This is a genomic window from Thermococcus nautili (assembly GCF_000585495.1).
Lineage (GTDB): Archaea > Methanobacteriota_B > Thermococci > Thermococcales > Thermococcaceae > Thermococcus > Thermococcus nautili.
In genome coordinates, this window is sequence record NZ_CP007264.1 from 537,242 (window position 1) to 560,600 (window position 23,359).

A 23,359-nucleotide genomic window follows, 5' to 3' on the forward strand; every position below is an offset into this window, starting at 1 on the left:
AATTGTAAAGTCAAGTTTGCCAAAACCTAAGAAAGGAAGCAAGAACAGGCCGGCTCAGAGCTGGCTCCCTTCCTCGGGGTTCTTAATCTTCAACAGCGGGCAGACCTCCATGCACTCCCTGCAGTGCGTACAGCGGTTCCAGTCCACCACTATCTTCCTGCTGAGCGGGTCTATGCTCAAAGCTTCCTCCGGGCACTTGCCGACGCAGACGCCACAGCCAACGCACTCGTAGGCCCTCTTGACGAGGTGGTAGGCGCTGACCGCTTCCCCCTCGTCCGGCGCCTTAGCTTTCCTCGTCCCCGTGAAGAACTCGACGTTTCCAGCCCTTACGACGTCCCCCTCAACGCTCACCTCGCCAAGTATCGGCGCGACCTGGAGGAGGCGCTTCTTGTTGAGGATTGTGTTGAACTCCAGCTCGTAGCCCTCGCCTGTCTCCCCAATTTTAACCTTAACCGGCTCCCATGAGCGCTCCTCGGGAATATCGACGCCAAGCTTTCTCGCTATGGCCTTTTCCCCTTTACTCAGCTTCTTCCAGCGCCAGAAGCCGTAGGTAATCCACTCCTCCGGAAGGGCAAAGCGCTTCCTCCAGTGCTCCAGAGCCTTCCGCCACTTCTCCCAGAGCTCGGGCTTCTCCCTCTTGAGCCTCTCGAATTCTGCTAGCGAAGCGCTCGGGCAGAGGAAACAGCCTATCCTGTCGAAGCCCCTCTCGTAGAGCGGGTTGTAGGGCAGTTTCCTGCTGAAGATGTAGAGCCACACCTCAATCGCGCGCCAGTGGAATATCGGGGAAGCTCCAATCTCGTTGGGCACCCACTCGTTCCTCCACACGCGCGGCTGCTTAAACCTCTTTATGCTCTCGTATTTCCTCTGACCGACGAACATGAGCACTCCTTTCGGATAGTTCTCCTTTATCGCCAGAGTTATCGGGCCGAGCTTCGTGACCTTACAGCACCAGCGGTAGTCGCGGCCCGGCGGTGAGAAAACGTAGAGCGCCCTCCAGAAGGCGTCTCCAGCGTCCGCAACGACGAACTTTATACCCTTCGGCTCAAGCTCTTTCCTCAGCTTCTCCACGTACTCCACAGTTTCGGGGAACTCGATTCCGGTGTTGTTGAAGAAGACGGTGAAGTCCCCACCAAACTCCTCCAGGGCCAGCCCGAGAACGGCCAAGCTGTCCTTTCCGCCGGAGAAGGCAACGGCCACCGGCAGGTCTGAATATTTGTTCGCGACCCTTCGCATGAACTCCCGGCTTTTGGCAACCTTCTCCTCGAGTGCTATCGCATTCGCCCTTAGAACGTCCTCCATCGTCGCCTTTCTTCCCTCACGGTAGTTGACGCTCTTCTGCCTCTTGGGCTTGACCCCCGTTCCGCGTTCGCCCCGGATTAAAGCGGAATAGTCCTTCTTCGCTATTCCCGTCGCGAAGACCTTGCCGTCCTCGGAGACGAGAATCACGTCGTCGTTCACCCTTATGCTCGGGTCGGCTTCAAGGACGCCGACAGCCAGGAGGTTCGCACCGTTCTTTATCGGCTCGACGGCGCCTTTATCGACTATAACCCACTTCTTCATCTTCTTTCCAAAGCGCTTCCAGAGCGCTATGGCGCCTTCAACCTTCAGGCCTGCCCTCCAGCGGAGCTCAATCGGGTCGAACTTGACGTAACCAAAGACGTAGCCGTCCACAATGATTTCATAGGCCTCGTCCTCGCTCGGGAGCTTGTTGAGGAGGACGACCTTTCCGTCAAGGACTTCACCGATGTCAACGCCAAAGTGCTCCGCGAAGACCGACTTTATGAACTCCAGGTCCTTCTCAAAGGCGAACCTCAAATCGCCTGGAGGGGTTATGTTCAGCCTGAAGACGCCCTCCTTTCCGTGAACGGCACAGCTATCGCCTATGAGCGGGACGTTGCATTTCTCGCACCAGTTTATGTACGCCTTTCCAAGGAAAACCGGTCTCCCCATGCTCTCACCTGAGCCTGAGAGGGTGAGGGGGTTTATAAACCCGGTGGCGTCCTAAGTTTTACATCTTTGTAAAACTACGGACTGTGGTGGGAAAATAAAGTCTACACTTTCAATGAAGGAGCATTCAAAGACTTATTAATCCCACGCTTTAACTGCCAAGACATTAACGCCAAATTGTGTCTATTAGGGACATTTTAAGACTAAAAATGTGACAGCAAGATTTAAGAAGGTCCATAATTACGAGGAATAGCAGGCATGGAGGTGAGCACATGAAAAGGAGCATTGGGGTAGCGCTCGTGTTGTTGGTTCTCGCGAGCGCACTTGCGGTGTCAAATCCCGTTGGGGCACAGAGTGTTCAGGGAGATAAGCTCAGAATAGTACAGCTCGCCGCCCAGGGCAGTCTCTTCATGGGCGTCTTTAACCCGTCCCCGAGCGGAATGACTGACACGTACACGAGCAGGGTCTGGTACTTCCTCAACGACCCCGCCGTTGTTACCGGTTCGGACGTTCAGTATCACAGCTACAGGTGCCAGCTCGTTGACGTTAAGTACAACGTTCAGGTTCCAAGCGGTGCCGTGGTTTGGAACGGAACCCAGAAGAAGTGGGTTTCACCCAACACCGGAAAAATAGCCAAGAGTGCCGTTACTTGGAAGTGCGGCCTTGGAACCTGGGTTGACGGCCAGAAGATAACGCTCGCCGACTACTTATTCGCCTACGCAATGGACTGGGAGTGGGCATATCAGGACGATAAGGACGACAAGTACTACAGTGAAGACTGGGCAAACGCACTTCAGAGCGTTCTCTCGAAGGTTCTTGGTCTCAAAATTGACGAAGTCACCGATGACTACATCGAGTACACTATCTATCAGGACTACGTTGTCCCCTACAGCAAATGGGGAACTGCCGTTGGAAATTACTACGTCAAGCCGGCCCTTCCGTGGGAGCTTTACAACGTTATGAGCGAGATGGTTGCCCACGGCGTTAACGGTAAGGCATTCTCCTGGAGCGAGCAGCCCCAGAACGGATTCCAGATTGACATGATTGACCCCGACCAGATGAAGTACTTCAAAGCCGAAGCCCAGGCCCTTCTGGAGAATCCGATACCTCTATGGCTCGGCGAGAAGAGCGGCATAGATGCATACCTTCAGATGTGGGGCGTTGACGCTGCTAAGGCAGGAATAACCACCGACCTCGCCAAGGAGGGCTACGAGAGCGTCATCAGCTGGGTTGACAAGTACAACAACGCACTCATCAGCGACGGTCCGTACTACGTTGAGAAGTACGACCCCAAGGCAATGACGCTCGTTCTTAAGCTCGCCAACAACAAGAGGATTGGCTATCCGGGAGAGGTTGATGGAAAGAAGCTTCCGTGGGACCCGTACTGGAAGGAGATTGACATCTACGGAACCCTCAGCGCTCAGACCGCCGTCCTGGCAGTTGCTAAGGGCGAGTACGACCTCTACTGGTACGCGGTGACCTACAACGAGTTCCAGAACATTCTTGAGCAGTACGGCAAGAGCCTTAACCCAATCAAGAGCATCGCCGTCTGGTGGAGCCTTAACGTCAACTTCGCGGGCAACCAGAGCACTGGGCTCGTGGATACCCCCAGCGGAGTGCAGTTCAACCCGTTTGCACTTCGTGAGGTCAGGTTCGCCCTTAACTGGCTCATCAACAGGCAGTACATCGTCAGCCAGATACTCCAGGGAAGCGGTGCACCCCTTTATGGCCCCGAAGTCAGCGGACAGATAGATGCCTACGCCAGAATTTCAACCGTGGCGAAGGCCATGAGCATAACCCCGCAGGGTGACGAGAACTATGCAATTGAACTCATAGACCGTGCGATGAACGCCGCCGCGGAGAAGCTCAAGGTTGAGGGCCACAAGCTTGAGAAGAAGGATGGCGTCTGGTACTTTGATGGAAAGCCTGTCACAGTCAAGATTATCGCCCGTGTTGAGGACAAGAGGCTTGATGAGGGTAAGTACATTGCTCAGATACTTCAGAAGGCCGGCTTCAAGGTTGACCTCCTCCAGTGGCAGAGAACCCAGGCCAACAAAGCAGTTTACAGCAGTGACCCAACCACCCTCCAGTGGAACATCTACACCGAGGGATGGGTTGTTAGGGGAATTCACCCGGTGACCAGCACTGCCACCGACTTCTGGTTCCTCGACTACTACGTTGCCCCGAACTTTGGAGCAGGAAGCAAGAACCCATACACCCTGCGTCAGGTCGTTGATGTCGTCTCAAACGGCGACGTCGGTAAGTTCATAACTTCCCTTGGACTGACCTACTACAACACTCCGGATAAGCTCAAGCCGCTCCTTGACTGGACCGGCTACGACTTTGACATGCTCCTATTCCAGAACAGCTGGACGAAGGGCGGTAAAACCATCAGCATTGAGAGCCTCGACCAGTTCTGGGACCTCTACAAGCTCGCCTACGCACTCCACCTCTACAACGCCCCCAGAATCTACACAGTAGAGACCTGGAGGTTCTTCCTCACCAACAGCAGGATAACCGTCGAGATGCCCGACCCAATAAGCGGTGTTGGTAGCTTTGTCTCAGCCAGGTCAGTCAAGCCAGCATCTGAAGAAAAGCAGACTTCAACCGGTGAATCGGAGACCCCAGGAGAGCAGACCAGCACTCCGACCTCAACCGCTAAGGAGAAGGGCGGAATCTGCGGACCGGCCGCGATAGTCGGACTCGCCATAGCCCCGCTCCTCCTCAGGAGGAGGCGCTGAGCTTTCTTTTCTTTTCATTCCCACCGCAACTTTTATAAAACTGCCCCGGCACCTTAGGAGCGAGGGCCCGTAGCCTAGCAGGATAGGGCGCCGGCCTTCTAAGCCGGAGGTCGCGGGTTCGAATCCCGCCGGGCCCGCCAGAACTCTTTTCGGTGGTGACCATGGAGCTCAGGGAATTCCAGAATATGATTCGGGAGATTTACTTCCACAAGGATTCAAAGAGGGGAGTAGAGAAAACCTTCCTCTGGTTCGTCGAGGAAGTTGGAGAGCTGAGCGAGGCGATAAGGAAAAACGACCGCGAGGCTATGGAGGAAGAATTTGCCGACGTTTTGGCGTGGCTCGCGAGCTTAGCCAATCTACTCGGCGTTGATTTGGAGGAAGCGGCTAAGAAGAAGTACCCCGGCGTCTGCCCCTACTGCGGGAAGAAGCCGTGTGAATGCGAGGAGTAGTTCTGACACTCCAGTCCCAGCTCTTTCCTAGCTTCTTCCCAAAGAATCCAGTTTTCAGGGGTCTCTTGCTCATTTCCACCCCCATGCTCCTATCGTCATGGGTGCTTGAATCTTCCTCCCTTTTCGACCGCCATCTGAACGAAAAGACTTTTATACTCCTCCGTGAACTATTCTATGCAGTAATCCGAGGTGATGTGCATGGAGCTTTTGGAATTCGCGGTCGAAAAGGCCCTTGAGCTTGGGGCCAGCTACGCCGAGGCCCGCTACGAGGAGAAGAGCGGGACGCACTTAGCGATGAAGAACGGTTCTCCCGAGGGAATGGACATTGAGGCCGACAGGGGAATCGGGATAAGGGTTCTCGCCAACGGCGGAATGGGATTCGCGAGCACGAACGTTCTGACAAGGGAAAGCGTTGCCGAGGCCGTTAAGAGGGCCGTCAAGCTGGCGAAAGCGGCTTCCCAGGTTAGAAACGAGCCGATTGAGTTCAGCGAGGAGGACTTCCACCGCGTTTCCTACAAGGTCAAGATGAAGAAGGACTTCAGGGACATTTCCCCTGAGGAGAAGCTCGAAATCCTCAGGAAAATCGAGGAGGAGGTTAAGGCCACAGGCGTCAACGTGCCGATGCGCTATTTAATGTACTCCGACCAGCTCTGGAAGAAGGTCTTCGTCAACAGCGAAGGCGCCTACGTGAAGAGCAAAAATCCCGCGCGTTTCCGTTGTCTACAACCTCGTCGTCTTCGAGAACGGCCAGATGGAGCAGGCGCCCTTCGTCCAGAGGGCATTCTCGGGCGGTTTTGAGCTAATCGAGAAGGACGAGCCCTGGAACTGGGCGGTGAAGGACGTCAAAGCCCTGAAAAGGCTCATAACCGAGGGCAAGAAGCCACCGGAGGGAAGGGTTGACCTCGTCATAAGCCCCGAAGTTGCTGGCATAGCGGTTCACGAGAGCGTCGGCCACCCCTACGAGTCCGACAGGATTTTTGGCAGGGAGGCCGCCCAGGCTGGAGAGAGCTTTGTCAAGCCCGACATGCTCGGCGAGAGAATCGGGAGCGATGTAGTCACTGTCATAGACGACCCGACGATTCCAAACAGCTGGGGCTTCTACCTCTACGACGACGAGGGCGTAAAGGCGAGACCGCGCTACCTGATTAGGAACGGAATCATAACCGAGTTCCTAACCAACAGGGAGTACGCGGCAAAGCTCGGCCAGCGCTCGAACGCGGCCGCGAGGGCGATAAACTACAACCGCGAGCCGATAGTGAGGATGGCCAACACCTACCTCGCGCCCGGTGACCACTCCTTCGAGGAGCTGATTGAGGACATAAAGCTCGGCGTCTACATGGTGTCCTTCAACGAGTGGAACATAGACGACAGGCGCTACCAGCAGAGGTACATCGGCAGAGAGGCCTACCTCATCGAGAACGGCGAGATAAAGCATCCGGTCAGGAGGCCAATCCTCGAGATAACCACGAGAGCCCTTTGGAGCAGTGTTGACGCCGTAGGCAAAGACGTTGAGTTCTACCCCGGAACCTGTGGCAAGGGCGAGCCGGGACAGGGCGTCCCCGTCTGGATGGGTGGAGCGCACGCGAGGCTTAGGGACATACCTCTGAGGAGGCCGTGAGGTGGTGGCGATGTTCGAGCTTAACGAGTTCATACTCAAAAAAGCTGAAGAGCTTGGCTTCGGCGACGTCGTCGTTCTGAGCTATGAAACGAACCGTAGGCAGGTGCGCTTTGCGAACAACGAGATTACCGTTGCCAAGCACTGGCACGAGAGGAAGGTGGAACTCTTCGTGGAGAAGGACAAGAGGATAGCGAGCACAACCATAACCGAGCTGAGCGAGGAGAACGTCGAGCGGGTTTTGAAGACCCTCAAGAAGAACATCGAGAACCTCTCGCCCAAGGAGGACTACTACGGCATCGCCGAGGGGCCGTTCCAGTATAAAGACATCCCCGAGACCTTCGATAAGGCGATAGTTGAGCTCGACGAGCCGAACGACTACGTCGAGATTGCCATAAACACCGCCCTGAGTGAGGGAGCGAAGCGCGTCGCTGGCGTTCTCTACACCGACCACAACAGGCTTTACCTGACCACGAGCAACGGGGTGGAGGCCTTTGACGAGGGAACGGGGATAGAGATAAGCGTCAGGGCCTTCGTGGGCGACCTTGAGAGCGGACACGGAACCTGCTCCGCGAGGGTTCTGAAGAAGTTCGACCCCGAGCTTGCCGGAAGGAAGGCCGGCGAGATTGCCCACATGGCGAAAGACCCTGTTCAGGGGCCGGAGGGAAGGTTCGACGTCATCTTCGACCCGCTCGCCTTCGCGAACCTGCTCAGCTACATGGGCTTCATGCTCTCAGCCTACGCGGCCGAGGCGGGCTTCTCGTTCCTGGCCGGAAAGCTGGGCCAGAAGGTCGCGAGCGAGCTGGTAACGCTCAAGGATATAGGCAACCTGCCCAACGGCTATGGAAGCAGGAAGTTCGACGACGAGGGCGTTCCGACGAGGGAGACCACCGTCATAGAGAACGGGACATTCAAGACGTTCCTCCTCAACACGAGCCTCGCCAAGAAGTACGGAACGGAGACAACCGCCAACGCCGGCTTGATAATGCCGAGGCCCTGGAACCTCGTCCTCGAACCGGGCGACTACTCCAAGGCCGAGCTGTTCAGCGAGGTTAAGCGGGGCATCTACATCACCAACGTCTGGTACACCAGATTCCAGAACTACGTGACCGGCGATTTCTCGACGATACCGCGCGACGGAATCTTCCTGGTCGAGAACGGCGAGTTCAAGCCGATAAGGAATATCCGCGTCAGCGACAACCTTCAGAGGATTCTGAGCAACGTAGTTGCCATAGGCAACGAGCCGTTCCAGGTGCACTGGTGGGAGGTTTCGAGGCCTGTCATTACGCCCTACGTTCTCGTCAAGGACGTTGGAATAACGAGGGCGACGAAGTGATTCTCTTTATCCTTTTTCTAGCTATACCTCAGATGCTCAATTTTTCCCTGAAGGAGCTTAAAGAAAGCCCCCGTGGAGAGGAAAAACAGTGCAAACAATAATCTCGCCCTTGAAAGCCCGAGAAAGTCCGTTGCAAAGCCGTAGGCAGTGTAGAACGCCGATGTTGCGAGGGCCAGAACCATGTTCCTGAGCGATATGACCGTTGCCCTCTTCTCGCTTGAAACCCTTCTCTGGAACTCCACCGAGAAGTTGAAGGTGAAGGCGGAGGCGAAGAGCGTCGCGGTTATTCCAAGGAGCACTATGAGGAAGGGGTTTGGATACAGAACGGAGATAACCGTTGCAAGGGGCACTCCAACGGGCGCAGACTCGTGCAGGGCTCTGCCAACCCTTCCCCTGAGCGCCACGCCGAGGTATCTCGGAAGGACCTTCACGAGCACCTCAACGACCCCAAGGATTCCGAGGGTTCCCATAATCGTCGTGCCGAGGTAGAGGGCCAGGACGTTTCCAAGGTAGGGCTCGAAGAACTTCCTGAACTGGCTGAGGGCGAGGGTGACGGAGAGGAGGTAAGCGATAAGCCACGCTATTTCCGGTTTCTTCAACTCGCGCCACGCGCCGAGAACGTGGAGCGTGTAAGATGTCTCCGGCCGTGAGAACCCCATCTCGGGTATGCTGAAGGCAACTGGAATCGCCAGGACCTGAAGGAGGGCTGTGAGGAGTATCGCAACTTTAAAGCCCAAAAACTGAGCAATGAAACCTCCAAGGATTGTTGTTGTGGAGCTCACGATAAGTGAAATTTTCTGGGCCGACCTCCAGATTTCTTTGAACTGGCCTTCCAGGCCCTCGGCCTTGAGGTTGTCAAACAACCACGCCTGAAAGCTCCCGCTCACGAAGGACGCCCCAAGGGTTCCGAGGAGCTCCGAGGCGAGGAGAACCCAGAAATTCCTGAGGAAGAGCAGTAGAAGCGTCGCAAGAGGTATTATCGAAAGCCCGACGAGAACGCTCGCCTTTCGGCTCACCTTGTCGCCGACAACACCGGTGGGAACCTCGAAGAGGAAGAAGCCCAGCCCACCCAGGGCTGTGGCCAGGCCTATCTCACCGTAGCTCAGCCCCTGGGAGAGGTAGTAGATTACCGCAATGTTTCCGAGGAATCCCGCATAAGTGAGGGCGAAAAGGAGCTTAAAGCGCTTGAGCCACATTCTCTCACCCGAACAGCCCCAGTGCCGGCAGAACAGTTACCGCCATGCTCAAAAGCCCGCCGAGGATTAAGGCAGGAACCGTCTGCTTTTTCTCGATTCCGAGGAGGTAAGCGGCCAAAGCCCCGGTCCATATCCCGGTTCCCGGCAGTGGTATGGCAACGAAGATTGTGAGGCCGATGAAGCCCCATTTCTCCACGTAGGGGTGCGCCTTTTTCCTGACCCTCTCGACGTAGTAGAGGTAGAAGTGAGCCACCTTTCTGAGGGGCGTTTTTTCGAGCCAGAGCATGATTCGGTCTATGTAGGGGAGCAGTGCCGGCAGGAGGAGCGAGAGAAGCAGAACGCCGAGGGAAGCGCTCAGGAGGGTTTCCCAGAGGGGATAACCCCGCCCGATGCCGTAGACTATCGCGTACCTCCCTTCAAACGTTGGCACGAGGGAGAGCAGGAAGACCTCAAGAAAGCTACTCAACGTCGAACGCCCCCAGCCCGAGCCTTGAGATTACCCGCCTGTAGAGCGGAAGCCACGAGTCCTGGGTGGCCTTGACGATACTATAGACCCAGGGAGCGAGGAGCAGGCTGAAGAGGACGTCGCCGAACCAGTGGACGTGGAGGAGCAACCGCGTCATCGCAACGCCGAGCGCGAAGAGAACCGCCAGGGGAGTTGCCCGCTTCCAGCGGTTCGAGGCGTAGACCGCGATTATTGCTCCTCTGTAAGTGTGGCCCGATGGAAAGGAGAAGCCCCCGTGGTTGCGGGGTCTCGGCTCGTTGATTGCGACCTTGAGAACCCCGACTATGACAAGGCCGATGACTGCCGAGACGAGGAAAACGAGCGTCTCTCGCGATAGCTTTCCGGAGTTCCTGACGTCGAGGAGTACTGTGAGGAGGGAAAAGGCGATTAGAAAGACGTCACCCCCGAATGCCGTTAGGACGCTCAGCAAACTTGGACTTGGGGATGGAAGGAGAGAATCAACTTTGGTGTTGATGCCTTTCATTAGCCCCGCGAGCTGGAGGATAAGAACGAGCGCCAGCAGCGCCGTGTTCAGCAGGAGCTTTTCCCTTAATTTGAGCATGGTTGAGGAAAAGACGCCCTCCTAAAAAGCTTTTCTAAATCAGCCCCTCGTTGTAGAGGCCGTGGTAAACCTTGAGAAGGGCCTGCTGGACTCTCTTCGGTCCGAAGGTTCTGACGGCCTTTCCGAGGCCCTCGTTGTAGATACGGCGCATTATGAAGTCCGTTTCGCGGTTGAAGTTGAGCCTGTCCTGGTTTTCGAGGTAGAGGCGCGCTATCTCCTCCGGCTCGCGGTAGTTGAGGCCCTTGAGCCACTTGAGGGGGATTCCGTCTTTAAACCGCTTCACAACTTCGAAGCCTATTATCGTAACCTCGTCGTCCCCGTAGAGCTCGCCGTAGATTTTGTTCAGCTCCCTGAGGAGCTCCTTAACGTCGGAGAAGCCGTCGAGCTTGGCGTCTTCGTTGGTGAGTTCCCTAACCTTCTTCCGCTCGACCTTTGTGATTCTGACCTTCGCTATGGCAGTGTCGCTCGGCGTTATCACGAGGTAAACCTCGCTCCCGGGCTTCGCCTCGTAGCTACCGTAGCGTATCGTCGTGACCTTGTCTCCCCTCAGGATTCTCGACTTGTAGGCGGAGTCAATCAGCATGAACTTCCGAATCTGAACGCTCTTTTTCCTCATTGTTGAGTCCCCTCACAATCTTCGGAACCTCTTCAAGGCTCTCAATCGTGAAGTCGGCGTAGTCGAGGTAGTCGAGCTCCCGGTCGCGGTATTTTCCATACCTGAACCAGACGGTTCTCATTCCCACCTGCTTGGCCCCGTAGATGTCGGAGTAGAGCCTGTCGCCGACCATTATGGCCTCTTCCGGTTTAACACCGAGCTTCTTGAGGGCCCGCTTAAAAATCTTCGGATGGGGCTTCTTGACGCCAAGGTAATCCGAGATGAAGACGTCGTCGAAGAACTCGTCCAGCTCGAGGCGGAGTATCTTCTCCCACTGCTTTATCGGGTCTCCGTCGGTGATTATCGCGAGGATGTAGCCGTCCTTCTTGAGCTCGAGGAGAACCTTCCTCGCGCCCCGGACGCTCTTCAGGTAGGCGAACTTCGTGTTGTGGTAGGCTATAACGCCTGAAGCAACCCACTTAGGGTTGTTTGGAAGTTCCAAACGCCTCAGCAGATAGTCAAAATGCCTGTTGAAGTTGCTACCGTACTCCGCTATCAGCTCAAGGAGCTCGTTGTAAGCCGTCTCGAAGTCAACGGGAAGACCGTGGCGTATCATGTTCTCTATCGCGTTTCGACGCGCCATCTCAGCCAAGCGGGTGGTGTCAACAATCGTGTCGTCAAGGTCAAACAGGACGGCCCTAATCATACCCCGACCCCTTAGGTTTATTCTCGGCGGACTATTTAACGTTGCCGATGTCGAGAAAGAGGCCTCTCTTCCCTTTGGCCTGTTTTTTCGCCTCTCTCATGGCCCTGAAGTACTCATCCTCCCGTCTCAGCTCATCAAGGAGCTCCTCCAGTGTCCACTTGAGGTTCGTCTCGGTCGTCGTCGCAAAGATTACCCTTCCCTCGGCCAGCTTCCTGACCTCATTTATAACCCTCTTGATACCCTCGTTGTCGAGGCCGTGCATTATGACGAACCTTTCACCGGCCCAGTCAAGGTTCCCGCCCTCCGTTGTCCTCTCCAGTATCTCCGCCAGGGTGAGCTTTCTGAAGTGCTCGGGAACCGGCAGAACCGGGTAACCGAGCTCTGCAATCCTCTCGATTTCATCTTCGGTAAAACCTATCAGGAGCAACTTCATTTCAACCCCCTCACGAGCTCAACGAGCTTTGGAAGCACTTCGCCCGCCTTCCCGCGCAGGAAAACGTCCGCAATCGGCGTTATTCCGCTCCTCTCAACGTTTACCTCTATGACCCTACCGCCGTGCTCCTTAACGATGTAGGGGATGTATGCGGCGGGATAAACAACTCCGCTCGTCCCGACGACGATGACCACGTCGGCCTTCTCCGCCAGCCGAAAGGCCTCTTCCAGAGCATCCCTCGGCAGGGCCTCTCCGAACCAGACCACGTCGGGCCTGAGGAGGGAACCGCAACGGGGGCACCTCGGGAGGTCCTTTGAGTCCACGAACTCATAAACCCGACCGCTTTCCTTCAGGTTCTCCCTGTAATCGCAGGAAGTACAGCGAACCCGGAAGATGTTTCCGTGGAGCTCTATGAGGTTTCTGGTTCCAGCTTCTCTATGCAAATCGTCAACGTTCTGGGTTATCACCGCCCTTAGAAGCCCCATCCGCTCAAGCTCCGCCAGAGCATAGTGGGCTGGGTTCGGCTTCGCATCCAGAATCTTGCGCATCCTCCACCGGTAGAACTCCCAGACGAGGTGGGGGTCCCGCTTGAAAGCCTCGGGTGTTGCAAGCTCTTCCGGTCGGTAGCGCTTCCACAGGCCGTTGAAGCCCCTGAACGTTGGGACACCGCTCTCCGCACTGATTCCCGCGCCGGTAAAGGCTATCGCAAAGCGCGACCTTGCCAGGATTTTAGCGGCATGGCTCAGCATGGTGGTATCTCGACCGGAAACTTAAAAATTCTATCCAACCCACCGGGCGGTCGAAGGATATTAGAAACCTCCTTCAACCTTCCGAGCGAGGGTTTAAATTGTGTTCATCGGGACATTGAGCGGGGGTGAGAGAATGCCCGTTTCGGAAGGGGTTGAGAGAAGGAAGGTTACCACCTCACACGGTCGTTATTACTCAGCCCGTATAGCGGCGCAGAGGAGGAAAAAGCTCATCCTGATTCAGAACCTCAGGAAGAGGAAGTGCGTTAGGGGTCTTAGGATAAGCACGATTCGCGTTGAGAAGAAGCGCATAACCAAAGGGGAAGCGCTGGCCATCCTCGTGGGGACGCAGATAGGCGCGGGAGTGCTGGGACTGCCTTACGCGGCGAGCAAGGTCGGCCTCATACCTGCCCTGGCAGTGCTCATCGGCGTGATGTTCCTGATGCTCTGGACAGGCTTCATCGTCCTCAAGTTCTCAGCCGGAATGGGCGGGGCGCAGATGAGTACCATAGCCCAGCGCGTCCTCGGAAAGGCCGGCGGCTGGCTGATGTACGTCAGCATATTCATCATGAGCTTCGGAGCAATCCTCGCCTACATAGCGGGAATGGGAAGCGTCTTCGCGAGCCTCTTCGGGATAAGCGAAACGGCCGGAGCGTTCATATTCTGGGTTCTCGCCTCGATAGTCGTTTACCGCGGTCTTGAGGCAAGTGGAAAGACCGAGCTGGCGATGAGCTACGTCATGCTGGCGCTCTTCATAGCGGTCACCCTCATGCTCGTTCCCCACGCGAAGCTGAGCAACGGCCTCTACACCGACCTCTCGGGAATCCTCAGCATAACCGGTGTGGCAATCTTCGCCCTTGGTTGCCACACGGTGATTCCGGACGTCTACAAGGGCCTCGGAAGCTACGAGGAGACCAAGAAGGTCCTCGTCTGGGCATTCATCATTCCCACGGCCATCTACGCGATATTCATGGTCGCCTTCCTCCTCGCCTTCGGCAGGAACACGCCCCAGATAGCAACGCAGGGCCTTGAGAGCCTCTACGGCCACCTTGGAAGAATCGTCGGCAACCTCATCCCGCTCCTGGCAATAACCACGAGCTACATCGGAATCGCCCTTGCACAGCAGAGCAACAACGAGGAGTTCGTCAAGCTCAAGAGGCCGATAGCGTGGGGCCTAACGGTCATTCCACCTGCAATCGTGTACTTTGCCGGCGTCAAGAACTTCGCTGACGTCCTGGCCTTCGCGGGGGACACCGGAGACATGATGGCCTTCATAATCCTGCCGATACTCATCTGGCTCGTTGACAGGCTGAGAAAACGCTAAAAGCGTCCCTTCTTTTCTTTATCCGGTGGTGGTCATGCCGAAGGTCTTCATCACGCGCGCCATTCCCGAGAACGGCATCGAGATGCTGAAGGAGCACTTTGAGGTCGAGGTCTGGCCGGAAGAAAGGGAAATTCCCCGGGAGGTTCTCCTCGAGAAGGTTCGCGACGTAGATGCCCTCGTCACGATGCTCAGCGAGAGGGTTGATAAAGAGGTCTTCGACAACGCGCCAAGATTAAGAATAGTTGCCAACTACGCCGTCGGCTACGACAACATAGACGTTGAAGAGGCAACGCGGAGGGGAATCTACATAACGAACACTCCAGACGTCCTCACCGACGCGACGGCGGACTTCGCGTGGACACTTTTGCTTGCAACGGCGAGGCGTTTAATCGAGGCCGATAACTTCACCCGCTCCGGCGAGTGGAAGAAGCGCAGTATTGCCTGGCATCCGCGCTGGTTCTTGGGCTATGACGTTTACGGCAAAACCATCGGAATCATCGGCTTCGGCAGAATCGGACAGGCGGTGGCGAGAAGGGCTAAGGGCTTCGGCATGAGAATCCTCTACTACTCCCGCACGAGGAAGCCAGAGGCGGAGAAGGAACTCAACGCAGAGTTCAAACCTCTCTACGAGCTCCTGAGCGAGAGCGACTTCGTGGTTCTGGCCGTTCCTCTAACGAAGGAAACCTACCACATGATAGGCGAGCGGGAGCTCAAGCTCATGAAGGAAACGGCAATTCTCGTGAACATAGCGCGCGGAAAGGTCGTTGACACCGATGCGCTCATCAGGGCCCTTAGGGAGGGCTGGATTGGCGGAGCTGGTTTAGACGTCTACGAGGAGGAGCCGTACTACAACGAAGAGCTCTTCAGCCTGAGGAACGTGGTCTTGGCGCCCCACATCGGCAGCGCGACCTTTGGAGCGAGGGAAGGAATGGCCGAGCTCGTGGCGAGGAACCTCATCGCATTCAAGAACGGCCAGATTCCGCCGACGCTCGTGAACAGAGAAGTGGTAAATGTCAGGAAGCCGGGGTTCGAGGAACGTTAGAGCGAAAAGTCCCCCAGGTCCCAGACGAGCCAGCCTTCTTTCCTCAGCTTCTCTTTCCCTTCAACGCTCTTAGCAACCAAGCCGTAATAGTGCTCCCAGTCATCAAGTCCCACAAGCTCGGCCTTCCTCTCCAGGTCCTTCAGAATTCCCCGCGCTTCCCTTTCGCTCAGTTTCTTCCACTTCACCTCAACGAAGAGCGCCCGCTTTTCCCACTCGTTCAAAGCGACCAAATCGATTTCCTCACCCTTGCGCCACCATCTACCGATTTTTGTGAAGCGGAACGGAAGCTCCCCTCTTCTGTTCAGCTCGATGAGGAACTCCCTCGCAATTTGCTCGAAAACGAAGCCGAGGTACTCGTTGAAGTTCCGCTTAATGTCGTCAACAACGTCAATCCCCATCTCGATTTCGCTCCTCCGCGGATAGACGAAGCGGAACCAGAAGTTGAAGAGGTTGTCCGCTATGCGGTAGCGTCCCCGCTTTCCTCCAGTTACGGGCAGTTCCTCGGTAACGTAGCCCATCTCCTGGAGGACGAGCAGGTACTTGCCGAGTGAGTTTTTCTCTATTCTCGCTTTGTCCGCTATCTCCCCAAAGCGGGTGTAGCCGAGCGCTATCGCCCTGAGGATTGAGAAGTAGCGCGAGACGTCGCGGAGCTCCTCCTTGAGGAGGTATTTCGGCTCGTCGTAGTACTTGGCGCCCTTCGAGAGGAGCAGGAATCTGAGGTTGTCCCAGAAGTCAAGCTCGGGATTGTAGTCGGCCCAGTACTGGGGAACCCCACCGAAGACGGAATAGACGTAAACCGCCTCTTCAGTGCTCAGCGAGTGGAACTTCCTGACCTTAAAAAAGTTCATCTCCTCGACCTTCCACGCCCCGGTTCTCCGCCCGTATATCGGCGATTTGGCTGAAAGAACGCCCTCCATGAAGGAAACCAGCGAGCCGCAGAGAACGAGCATTATCTTCGTCTTCGAAAGGTGCAAATCCCAGTACTTCTGGAGGACGCTGAGGAATTCCCTGTGGGCCTTGGCCACATACTGAACCTCGTCTACCACCACGACGAGCCTCTCCCCGCTTTTTCCCGCGAGGTAAGTGAAAAACGCTTTCCAGCTCTGGAGCGGGTTCTCCCGCAGGAACGGGTCGTTGAAGTACTCCGCCAATCTCTCCGAGAAATCCTCCAAGATGGTCTCGCTCTCCTCCGCGAGGAGATAAATTCCCCCGACCTCTGAGAGGAACCTTTGAAGGAGGTACGTCTTGCCTATCCTCCTCCTGCCGTAGAGGATTATCAGCTCCGGCTTCCCCGAGGCGTACCTCGACCTCATGAACTCGAGCTCGCTCTCGCGGTCAATGAACTTACTCATGAGTATCATACTTGTGAGTACGTTTCATGGCTTATAAAGTTTTTGAGGTTCAGGGTTTTTAGTTTCGGTGGCGATGATGACGACACCCTCGGCTGACGGTGATGAGCTGGACCCGTGCCTGAGCCTATCGAATAACAGAGAGCTCATCAACGTCATCGAAGTCGTTGTCAAAGGTTGCTATTTTCTTTATTCCATTTAGAAGGCAGGTGGCGACAATCTGGGCATCTCTTGGCATCAAACCGTATTTGACGGCATAGCTTTGGACAAGCCCCAGACTCGTTGCGTCCTCAACGAGTTCAACGTCATATTGAAAAATCAATGCAAGTACCGATGTAAAAGCCTCGTCTATCAACGCCCTGCCCTCACGCGTCTTCAGATATCTTTTTGCATCATATCTGTTGCGAATCCCAGCTTTTTCCGAGAGAAACTTTCTTAAAACGACATAAGTTGCTTCTTCCACCGTTGAAAATGACGTGGCCAGCATTCCTCGGTTTTTCTCAAGAACTTGGAACGCCCGCTCCGTTAGGGAAGTCTCAAAGAGGTAGTTGTAAAACACGTTGGAATCAACGTAAATCACCGGCCTACCTCCCCGGCGTACTCCTCAAGCTCCTCGGCGCTTGCTCTTCCAAGCATTCCGGGGCGGACTTTCTTTTTCATTGCCTTTGCGAGAAACTCTGCGTCAACTTCAAGGAATTTTTTGAGCCGTTCAATGTCAACTCCCGCCGGAACCTTTATCGTTATCTCCTCCATGCTCCCACCTAATGGGAATTCAATGGAGTTGTATAAATTCCTATCGAAGTTTCACCCTTCTTCTATAATCGCCTTGAACCTCTTCGCGTCCCAGCACATGTCGGTGTTGTTGAAGAAGACGAAGCTCTCGCCCCTGTTCCAGCCGAGGACGCGCTCCCTGATTCTTTGCAGTTCCTCATCGCTGTAGGAGTGCCGGTAGATTATCCGCCCGTTCTCGTAGCGCCCGTGAAGGCGGTAGTAGTTCGTCTCACCGCTGTGGAGCGGAATCCTCACGAGCGGGTCGGTAACGTCTATGACGTCGAAGGCCCTAACGAATCTTTTCACGCCCTTCTCGCTCCAGCCCCTCAGCTCAACGGCTATCTCGAAGCTTCCCCTGTCAATCATCTCGAAGAACCTTTCCGCGTTGGTGAAGCTCTCCTCGCTCTCCTTGAAGCTCTTTGGCAATTGAATTAGAATGAAGCGCGCGCCAAGGATTTCGGCTTTCTTCAGCGTCAGGCGCCAGAAGTGAAGGACGTCGCCCTTGGGCCTCAAAAGGCCGACGTTTTTGCTCGGCTTCACGTTGCTTCTCCGCCACGTCGGGCTGTTTGGAGGGTGTGTTACGCCCTGAAAAGCCTTCATCGCGAAGGTAAAGCCCTCGGGAGCTTCCTTCCTCCAGCGCTCGAGGGTTTTCTCCCCAAGGATTCTGTAAAAGGTCTGCTGAACCTCAACGGCATCGAAGTCCCGGAAATACTTCGCCCTTCCCTCGCAGAAGCCACACGTTCCGACCCTAATCATCTCCATCACTCCAGCGGTTCCCTTCCGTAGCGCAGGAAGTTCAGGTAAGCCTCGTCCTCGCCAACTATCGCGCTCAGGATTGCATCAACGTACGCGTCGAACTCCCTCTTCTTGATTACGACTGAGTGGTGCGCGTACTCAAGCGGAATCACGTACTCATCTTCGGCCACTGAGAGGATTTTTGCCAGCGTCTCCTCGAAGTCCTGCCCCTCCGGAACCTCGAGGAGGTAAATCAATCCCCCGTCTGCGAAGCGGACGTAGGCCGGGTTAATTCTCGCGCCCTCTATCTTCCTCCCGTCGAGGACGAGAATCTCGCGAAGGTTCTCGAAAAAGCCGTGCTCCATGAGGTCGAGGATTAGTTGAGCAAGGGCCTCCTTCTTGCCGACCTTCGACGAGAAGCGCAGGTAACCGCTCCTATCGGTCAGCGAAGCAACGACCGGCGTGTCCACCATTATTGGAACTTTCTTCAGCTTCTCCCTCTCGGCCACCGTCCCTATGACGTCGGAGCGGTAGAAGGTCTTGGCTATCGAGGCTATCTCGTTTCCCAAAAGCCTGTCGAGGGCGTGGAGGTATTCAAGGTATTCAAAGAGGACTATCAGGTTTTCGGCATCAACCACCCACCAGATTTTCCCGCGAATGCTCCGTGAGCCCTTCTCCTCCAGTATCTTGAAGATTGACTTTCCTTCCCTCCCGCGGGCGAGCAGAGATGGACCCGAGATGACGCCCTTTTTGAGCTCCCGCTTCCACTCCCTCCACTTGAGGTTCAGGGCATCAAGGAAGTCCAGCGAGGCCTCCAAAAGCGTCCTCCCGTGCCTCTCGTAGAGCTGGTTCGTGGTCGAGTTCGCGTAGCTCGGCGGTCTTATGAGGGCCCCGCTTATCGTGCCGTCCATGAGCACTAGGTCCGACATTTCCCCGACGAGGGCACCCATTCTTTTTTCTAAGGTATCCATGTGAACCCTTATCCTGTCGTCCGCGTTGCTGTAGGGGAAGAGCGCCCCGATGTCGTTCCAGTAGTAGAGGTCATCGCCGACCGCCGATGCAGAGACGGCGTAGATTATCGCCCCACTGAGCCTCTTGGCCATTCTACTGCCGTCAACGGCGTAAACCTTAGCTTTCTTCGGCTCGGGCAGGCTCTCCCAGTGGTAGTGCTTCCTCACGAGGGGAACGAGCTTTCCGAGCTCTTTCCTGCTCTCCCTGAGGAAGTGCCTGATTTCCTCGAGGTGCCTGTCGTCAATACGCTCCAAGGCTCTCCACCTCCACCCTCGCTTCACCGGCGTTGGTAACCCTTATCACGTAATCGGCCGCGTCCTTCAGCTCCTCATCGTGCGAGACGATGATTACCTGCGGTATCTTCCTCAGCTGGCTCGATATAATCTCCACGAGCTTCTTCCTCCTCTCCTCGTCGAGGAAGGGCGTCGGCTCGTCCAATATGAGGAGCTCAAGGTTGCCCACCTTGTAGAGCGAGAGGGCCAGCCTAAAGGCCAGACCGAGCGCTATTCTTTCTCCACCGCTGAGGAAGTCTATTCCCACCTCGTTGCCCGCGTAGAGGACTTTGAGCTCAATCCTCTCCTTTCCGTACTTCTTCTCGCGCCTCAGCCTTATCCCCTGATACTTGCCCTCGGTCATCTCCGAGAACAGCTCTCCGGCCAGCTTCTGCACCTCTTCAAGACCCCTCAGCTCCTCCTCCGCCTTCAGCCGGGCTATCTTCTCCCTAAAGGCCGTTATATCCGCGAGGGCCTTCTCGATGAGCTCGAGCTCCCTCTCGGCCCTTTCAATCTCCCCGAGGTTTGCCTTCAGCTCGTCTATCAGGCGAGCTATCTCGTCCCTTAGGCTCTCCGCTCCCTCAAGCTCGGCCCTCGCCCTCTCGAGGGCTCTCGATTTCTCAAGGTATTCCCTCTCGGCCCTCTCAAATTCCTCCTCCGAGAAGTCCTTTTTGGCTTCCTCCAGCTCTTCTCTCGCCTTTCCGAGCTCGGCCTTCAGGCACTCCATGTTCTCCCTTGACTCGTCGGCCTTCCTCCGCTCGATGTCGAGCTTCTTCTCGAGGGCTTCAATCCGTCTCGGAACGTCCTTCAGCGAGAGGAACTCCCGGTAGGGCTTCTCAAGCTCCCCAATCCTCTCCTCGACCTCTTCAAAGGAGCCGAATCCCCTCTCGGAGAGCCTCTTTAGAATATCGGCCTTTCTCTCCTCGAGGGCGTGGAGTTCATTCTTTACTTCTTCCGTTTCCTTCTCAAGGCCCTCAAGCTCCTCAAGCCTCTCCCTCACGCCCCGAATTTCCTTCTTGAGACCGATGAGCTTCTCCCTCGTTTCCTCGAAGAGTTCGGCGTCCTTTTCCAGTTCTTCAACGCCAAGCTCCTCAAGCTTTTCCTCAGCTTCTCTGAGCAGGTCAGCCGTCTTCTTGAGGCGGATTAGCTTTGGCTCCCTCGCGAGAAGCTTCCTGAGCTCGAGCTCGCGCTTTTTCAGCCTTTCAAGTTCCTTCTCGAGGGTTTTAACTTCTCCCTCAATCCTTGATATCTCCGACCTGTATTCGGTCAGGATTTCGCCTTCCTCGTGCTCGTCTATGGGTCTCCTGCAGAGAGGGCAGATTTTGGCCCCCTCCAGCCTCTCCATGTTGGCCCTAAGCTCCGCCTTTTTCCCCTTCAGCGAGGCTATTTTCTCCCTGACCTTCGAAATCTCCTCCTGGAGTTTTTCAAGCTCCTCCTTGGCTTTCTCGATTTCTTTGAGTTCCCTCTCAAGCTTCTCGACGGTGTAGCCGGCCCTCTCGAGTTCCTTCCTGTGCTTCTCGGCCTCACCGAGGATTGACAGGGCACGCTGGTAGAGCCGGTGCCTCTCCTTGAGCCTCTCGTATTCCCTCCTCGTCTCGGCCTCTTTCTTCTTCAGCTCCTCAAGCTTTTTCTCCAGCTCAGCACGCTTCGCCGTTTCCCTCTCGAGGGAGCGGAGCTTTTCTTTCAGAGAGGAAAGCCCAACCTCGACCTTCGAGAGCTCGTCCTTCAGCTTCAGCAGTTTACCGAGCTCGGTGTACTCCTCGGCGAGTGGCTTCAGCTCCTCGAGTCTCGCCTTCTTCTCCTCCAGCTCCTCGAGCTCGAGCTTCAGCTCCTCAATCCTCTTCTCCCTTTCCCTGAGGAGCTTTTCCTCGCTCGCCAGCGATTTTTCGAGGAGAGCTATCTTCTTCTCGAGGCCGGCTATCAGCTCTTTCCTCTCCTTCATCTCTTGATAGAGCTTGGAAAGCTTCTCCACCTCGGCCGAAAGCTCCCTTTCCCTCTTCCTCAGCTCGCTAATCTTCCTCAGCGTCTCGGCGAACCTCTTCTCGGCATCGCGGAGGTTCCCCTCGATTTCAGCTTTCCTCTCGATGAGCCTCTTGAGGTTCTCCTTCCTCCTCTTCAGCTCGCGGATTACCTCCCCCGAGTTCCTCTCGGCGTTCTTGTAGTCCTCTATACCGAGGACCTTGCGCAGAACCTTCTCCATGACCTCGCGGTTGGTGATTATGCCCTCAATCTCGCCCTGTCGAATGTAGAGCGCGTTCGTGTAGACCTGAAGGGGGTAAACGTTCCGCTCGACCCAGCGCGCTATGTCGGAGCTCTTCTCCGCGATAAGCCTTCCGTTCTCGAGGAGCTCGCTCTTCTTCGTTGTTCGGGTTATGCGGTAGGTTTTGCCGTTGTGCTCGAACTCCAGGCTCAGGGAAAGCTCCCCGGTTCCGACGCGGGCGTTGGTAGCGAGATAACCCTTTGGGAAGCTCGGGTGCCCGAGGTAAAGCGAGGCGAAGATGGCCTCGAGGATTGAGCTCTTTCCCGCTCCATTCTGGCCGATTATCAGGTTTATGCCGTCGCTGAACTCGACAACGCTTTTCCTGTGGGCCCTGAAGTTCCGAATCTCAATTTTCCTGACCCTCATCGCCTACCACCCCTCAGCCACGCGTCGAGGCTCGACGGCTTTGCCGGCTTCGGTTTCTTTCCGGTCTTCTTCTCGGGTTTTGGCTTTTCCTGTTTCTCCCTCTTCGGAGTTGCTTTCACGTGCTTTTCCTCCTTCGGCGGTTTCTTTTCAACGTTTTCCGGTTTCCTCGGCTCTTCCGCTGGTTTACGGGCCCTTGCACTCATCTCCGCCGGAACGCCGAGGCGGTACTTCTCAAGGAGCCAGTCCATGAACTCGTCGAGCGGGAACTCCTTGGGTTCACTCCTCAGGTGGAGGAAGAGCTCCCTCTCCCACTCGGTCAGTATCTCCTCGCCCACGCGCTCCTTCGAGATTATCGCCTCGCCCGTGACCCTGCTCCTGAAGGCGTAGTAGGCTATGCCTGAATCCTTCAGCAGGTCGTTGAACTCCGCCAAACTAACGCCACCCTTCACAGTTCCCTCGAGGTAGATGATTGCAACGGCCTCTTTCGGAATCAGTCCCGCTACCTCCTCGACCTTCCACCTGAGTTCGGCCTTTGAGTTTCCCGAAACCGTAACGCGGTAGAAGGGCCTCGTTTCGACCTCAACGAACTCCGGCCGGAAGTCCTCAACGATGTAGAAGCCCTTCGGCTGGTTGTTTTCCCTGACCCTCGGCTTCTTGTCCTTCTCGCCGTAGACTATTACGTGGCTTGCCTCCCTAACGTCGGTTCTCTCGAGCGAACCGGGGTAAACGATTGGCCCGTTTAAGCCGGTCTGGTCTGGCTCGGCTATTTTCCTCACGTGGATGTGCCCGAGGGCGTAATAGGAGAAATTCTCGGGGAGTTCGTTGAGCTTGAGGTCAAAGGCATCCTGATAAGGGGTGTCCTTCGCGAGGTAGTCAACGGCCTGGTGGAGCATCAGGATGTCGCCTTTCTTGAAGAGGGCCCTCAGGACGTTGGTGTTGCCCCTTATAAGTTGCCAGCGCGTGTGGTGTCTCAGGCCGTAGATTTTGAGGTCTCCAACCTCGGCCCAGACGAGGTAGCGGTCCGCTATTTTCTTGCTCCGCAGGAACTCGTCCCTTTTTTCTTCCCTCCTGAGGCCGAGGGTCCTTAGAAGGCCCAGGTGTTCGAGCAGGTCGAAGACGGAAGCTTCCCGAATCGTCTTGTCGTGGTTGCCCTCGATGGCGAAGACCGGGATTTCCCTTCTCCTCGGGATTTCGAGTATCTCGACGGCATCGCGCAGGGCCTTCGGCGACGGCCTGCTCACGTGGAAGAGGTCTCCGGCGATGAGTATGAAGTCCACGTTCGCCTTAACGGCCTTCTCAACCGCCTCGCGGAAGGCCCTAACGTAGTCCTCGTAGCGGAAGGGCTGGTTGAACTGCTCCCTGCCGAGATGGGCATCGGCTATGTGCGCGAACCTCATC

20 protein-coding genes, 1 tRNA gene and 1 pseudogene are annotated in these 23,359 nt (G+C 55.9%); 7 read left to right on the top strand and 15 right to left on the bottom strand.

Features of this window, described 5'->3' with window-relative positions:
* Nucleotides 1-54: 54 nt before the first annotated feature.
* Nucleotides 55-1,950, bottom strand: coding sequence for a phosphoadenosine phosphosulfate reductase domain-containing protein (locus BD01_RS02985; RefSeq protein ID WP_042689838.1), 1,896 nt, complete (start codon nt 1,948-1,950; stop codon nt 55-57).
* Nucleotides 1,951-2,219: 269 nt separating this feature from the next.
* Between BD01_RS02985 and BD01_RS02990 the strand changes: the two genes are divergently transcribed.
* From BD01_RS02990 to BD01_RS03010, 5 genes and pseudogenes are all read left to right on the top strand, one after another.
* On the top strand, nt 2,220-4,688 hold the full coding sequence (locus tag BD01_RS02990) for an ABC transporter substrate-binding protein (RefSeq protein ID WP_042689840.1): 2,469 nt from the start codon (nt 2,220-2,222) through the stop codon (nt 4,686-4,688).
* Between the two features lie 63 nt (nt 4,689-4,751).
* Nucleotides 4,752-4,828, top strand: a tRNA-Arg gene (locus tag BD01_RS02995).
* Between the two features lie 21 nt (nt 4,829-4,849).
* Nucleotides 4,850-5,137: a MazG nucleotide pyrophosphohydrolase domain-containing protein gene (locus tag BD01_RS03000; RefSeq protein WP_042689842.1), complete on the top strand. Its 288-nt coding sequence runs from the start codon at nt 4,850-4,852 to the stop codon at nt 5,135-5,137.
* A 198-nt stretch (nt 5,138-5,335) separates the two neighbouring features.
* Nucleotides 5,336-6,755, top strand: a pseudogene (locus BD01_RS03005) (TldD/PmbA family protein).
* A 10-nt stretch (nt 6,756-6,765) separates the two neighbouring features.
* Entirely contained in the window at nt 6,766-8,088 is a 1,323-nt protein-coding gene (locus BD01_RS03010; protein ID WP_042689845.1) for a TldD/PmbA family protein, read from the top strand.
* Nucleotides 8,089-8,105: 17 nt separating this feature from the next.
* Here BD01_RS03010 and BD01_RS03015 read toward each other — a convergent pair whose 3' ends face one another.
* From BD01_RS03015 to cobB, 7 genes are read right to left on the bottom strand one after another with little or no spacing between them, the layout of a single operon-like run.
* Nucleotides 8,106-9,284: an MFS transporter gene (locus BD01_RS03015; RefSeq protein ID WP_042689848.1), complete on the bottom strand. Its 1,179-nt coding sequence runs from the start codon at nt 9,282-9,284 to the stop codon at nt 8,106-8,108.
* A gap of 4 nt (nt 9,285-9,288) precedes the next feature.
* Nucleotides 9,289-9,750 (bottom strand): COG2426 family protein, encoded by a 462-nt coding sequence (locus tag BD01_RS03020; protein ID WP_042689849.1) that lies wholly within the window; start codon nt 9,748-9,750, stop codon nt 9,289-9,291.
* The gene (locus tag BD01_RS03025) at nt 9,743-10,351 is read right to left on the bottom strand and encodes a phosphatase PAP2 family protein (protein ID WP_042689852.1); all 609 of its coding nucleotides are present in this window, start codon (nt 10,349-10,351) and stop codon (nt 9,743-9,745) included. The genes BD01_RS03020 and BD01_RS03025 overlap by 8 nt, the downstream gene beginning before the upstream one ends.
* A gap of 34 nt (nt 10,352-10,385) precedes the next feature.
* Complete coding sequence (locus tag BD01_RS03030; RefSeq protein ID WP_042689854.1) at nt 10,386-10,967, bottom strand: ASCH domain-containing protein; 582 nt, start codon at nt 10,965-10,967, stop codon at nt 10,386-10,388.
* Nucleotides 10,924-11,652 carry a TIGR02253 family HAD-type hydrolase gene (locus BD01_RS03035; protein ID WP_042689856.1) on the bottom strand — a complete coding sequence of 243 codons (729 nt, stop codon included), beginning with the start codon at nt 11,650-11,652 and terminating at the stop codon, nt 10,924-10,926. Before BD01_RS03035 ends, BD01_RS03030 begins: the two co-directional genes overlap by 44 nt.
* Before the next feature lie 31 nt (nt 11,653-11,683).
* Nucleotides 11,684-12,085, bottom strand: coding sequence for a DUF3783 domain-containing protein (locus tag BD01_RS03040; RefSeq protein WP_042689859.1), 402 nt, complete (start codon nt 12,083-12,085; stop codon nt 11,684-11,686).
* Complete coding sequence (gene cobB / locus BD01_RS03045) at nt 12,082-12,834, bottom strand: NAD-dependent protein deacetylase (protein WP_042689861.1); 753 nt, start codon at nt 12,832-12,834, stop codon at nt 12,082-12,084. The genes BD01_RS03040 and cobB overlap by 4 nt, the downstream gene beginning before the upstream one ends.
* Nucleotides 12,835-12,967: 133 nt before the next feature.
* Here cobB and BD01_RS03050 point away from each other — a divergent pair, with 133 nt between their 5' ends.
* On the top strand, nt 12,968-14,155 hold the full coding sequence (locus tag BD01_RS03050; protein WP_042689864.1) for an aromatic amino acid transport family protein: 1,188 nt from the start codon (nt 12,968-12,970) through the stop codon (nt 14,153-14,155).
* A gap of 34 nt (nt 14,156-14,189) precedes the next feature.
* Nucleotides 14,190-15,197, top strand: coding sequence for a glyoxylate reductase (gene gyaR / locus BD01_RS03055; RefSeq protein WP_042689867.1), 1,008 nt, complete (start codon nt 14,190-14,192; stop codon nt 15,195-15,197).
* On the opposite strand, the gene BD01_RS03060 is transcribed toward gyaR, so the two are convergent.
* The 7 genes from BD01_RS03060 to BD01_RS03085 all read right to left on the bottom strand — a co-directional run bounded on the left by BD01_RS03060 (nt 15,194) and on the right by BD01_RS03085 (nt 23,358).
* On the bottom strand, nt 15,194-16,558 hold the full coding sequence (locus BD01_RS03060; protein ID WP_042689869.1) for an ATP-binding protein: 1,365 nt from the start codon (nt 16,556-16,558) through the stop codon (nt 15,194-15,196). The two genes, gyaR and BD01_RS03060, sit on opposite strands and share 4 nt — an antisense overlap.
* A 115-nt stretch (nt 16,559-16,673) precedes the next feature.
* Nucleotides 16,674-17,126, bottom strand: coding sequence for a PIN domain-containing protein (locus BD01_RS11135; RefSeq protein ID WP_084606311.1), 453 nt, complete (start codon nt 17,124-17,126; stop codon nt 16,674-16,676).
* The gene (locus BD01_RS11295) at nt 17,123-17,299 is read right to left on the bottom strand and encodes a hypothetical protein (protein ID WP_169730285.1); all 177 of its coding nucleotides are present in this window, start codon (nt 17,297-17,299) and stop codon (nt 17,123-17,125) included. The genes BD01_RS11135 and BD01_RS11295 overlap by 4 nt, the downstream gene beginning before the upstream one ends.
* Before the next feature lie 51 nt (nt 17,300-17,350).
* The gene (locus BD01_RS03070) at nt 17,351-18,073 is read right to left on the bottom strand and encodes a DUF72 domain-containing protein (RefSeq protein ID WP_042689871.1); all 723 of its coding nucleotides are present in this window, start codon (nt 18,071-18,073) and stop codon (nt 17,351-17,353) included.
* A gap of 5 nt (nt 18,074-18,078) precedes the next feature.
* On the bottom strand, nt 18,079-19,317 hold the full coding sequence (locus tag BD01_RS03075; protein WP_042689874.1) for a DNA double-strand break repair nuclease NurA: 1,239 nt from the start codon (nt 19,315-19,317) through the stop codon (nt 18,079-18,081).
* On the bottom strand, nt 19,304-21,961 hold the full coding sequence (gene rad50, locus BD01_RS03080) for a DNA double-strand break repair ATPase Rad50 (protein ID WP_042689878.1): 2,658 nt from the start codon (nt 21,959-21,961) through the stop codon (nt 19,304-19,306). Before rad50 ends, BD01_RS03075 begins: the two co-directional genes overlap by 14 nt.
* Nucleotides 21,958-23,358, bottom strand: coding sequence for a DNA repair exonuclease (locus BD01_RS03085; RefSeq protein WP_042689880.1), 1,401 nt, complete (start codon nt 23,356-23,358; stop codon nt 21,958-21,960). The genes rad50 and BD01_RS03085 overlap by 4 nt, the downstream gene beginning before the upstream one ends.
* Nucleotide 23,359 lies beyond the last annotated feature (1 nt).

What these genes read in the sequence shown, in the direction of transcription:
- BD01_RS02985 (WP_042689838.1), bottom strand. Translation starts at nt 1,950, where the DNA reads ATGGGGAGACCGGTTTTCCTTGGAAAGGCGTACATAAACTGGTGCGAG.
- BD01_RS02990 (WP_042689840.1), top strand. Translation starts at nt 2,220, where the DNA reads ATGAAAAGGAGCATTGGGGTAGCGCTCGTGTTGTTGGTTCTCGCGAGC.
- BD01_RS03000 (WP_042689842.1), top strand. Translation starts at nt 4,850, where the DNA reads ATGGAGCTCAGGGAATTCCAGAATATGATTCGGGAGATTTACTTCCAC.
- BD01_RS03010 (WP_042689845.1), top strand. Translation starts at nt 6,766, where the DNA reads ATGTTCGAGCTTAACGAGTTCATACTCAAAAAAGCTGAAGAGCTTGGC.
- BD01_RS03015 (WP_042689848.1), bottom strand. Translation starts at nt 9,284, where the DNA reads ATGTGGCTCAAGCGCTTTAAGCTCCTTTTCGCCCTCACTTATGCGGGA.
- BD01_RS03025 (WP_042689852.1), bottom strand. Translation starts at nt 10,351, where the DNA reads ATGCTCAAATTAAGGGAAAAGCTCCTGCTGAACACGGCGCTGCTGGCG.
- BD01_RS03030 (WP_042689854.1), bottom strand. Translation starts at nt 10,967, where the DNA reads ATGAGGAAAAAGAGCGTTCAGATTCGGAAGTTCATGCTGATTGACTCC.
- BD01_RS03035 (WP_042689856.1), bottom strand. Translation starts at nt 11,652, where the DNA reads ATGATTAGGGCCGTCCTGTTTGACCTTGACGACACGATTGTTGACACC.
- BD01_RS03040 (WP_042689859.1), bottom strand. Translation starts at nt 12,085, where the DNA reads ATGAAGTTGCTCCTGATAGGTTTTACCGAAGATGAAATCGAGAGGATT.
- cobB (WP_042689861.1), bottom strand. Translation starts at nt 12,834, where the DNA reads ATGCTGAGCCATGCCGCTAAAATCCTGGCAAGGTCGCGCTTTGCGATA.
- BD01_RS03050 (WP_042689864.1), top strand. Translation starts at nt 12,968, where the DNA reads ATGCCCGTTTCGGAAGGGGTTGAGAGAAGGAAGGTTACCACCTCACAC.
- gyaR (WP_042689867.1), top strand. Translation starts at nt 14,190, where the DNA reads ATGCCGAAGGTCTTCATCACGCGCGCCATTCCCGAGAACGGCATCGAG.
- BD01_RS03060 (WP_042689869.1), bottom strand. Translation starts at nt 16,558, where the DNA reads ATGATACTCATGAGTAAGTTCATTGACCGCGAGAGCGAGCTCGAGTTC.
- BD01_RS11295 (WP_169730285.1), bottom strand. Translation starts at nt 17,299, where the DNA reads ATGGAGGAGATAACGATAAAGGTTCCGGCGGGAGTTGACATTGAACGG.
- BD01_RS03070 (WP_042689871.1), bottom strand. Translation starts at nt 18,073, where the DNA reads ATGATTAGGGTCGGAACGTGTGGCTTCTGCGAGGGAAGGGCGAAGTAT.
- rad50 (WP_042689878.1), bottom strand. Translation starts at nt 21,961, where the DNA reads ATGAGGGTCAGGAAAATTGAGATTCGGAACTTCAGGGCCCACAGGAAA.
- BD01_RS03085 (WP_042689880.1), bottom strand. Translation starts at nt 23,358, where the DNA reads ATGAGGTTCGCGCACATAGCCGATGCCCATCTCGGCAGGGAGCAGTTC.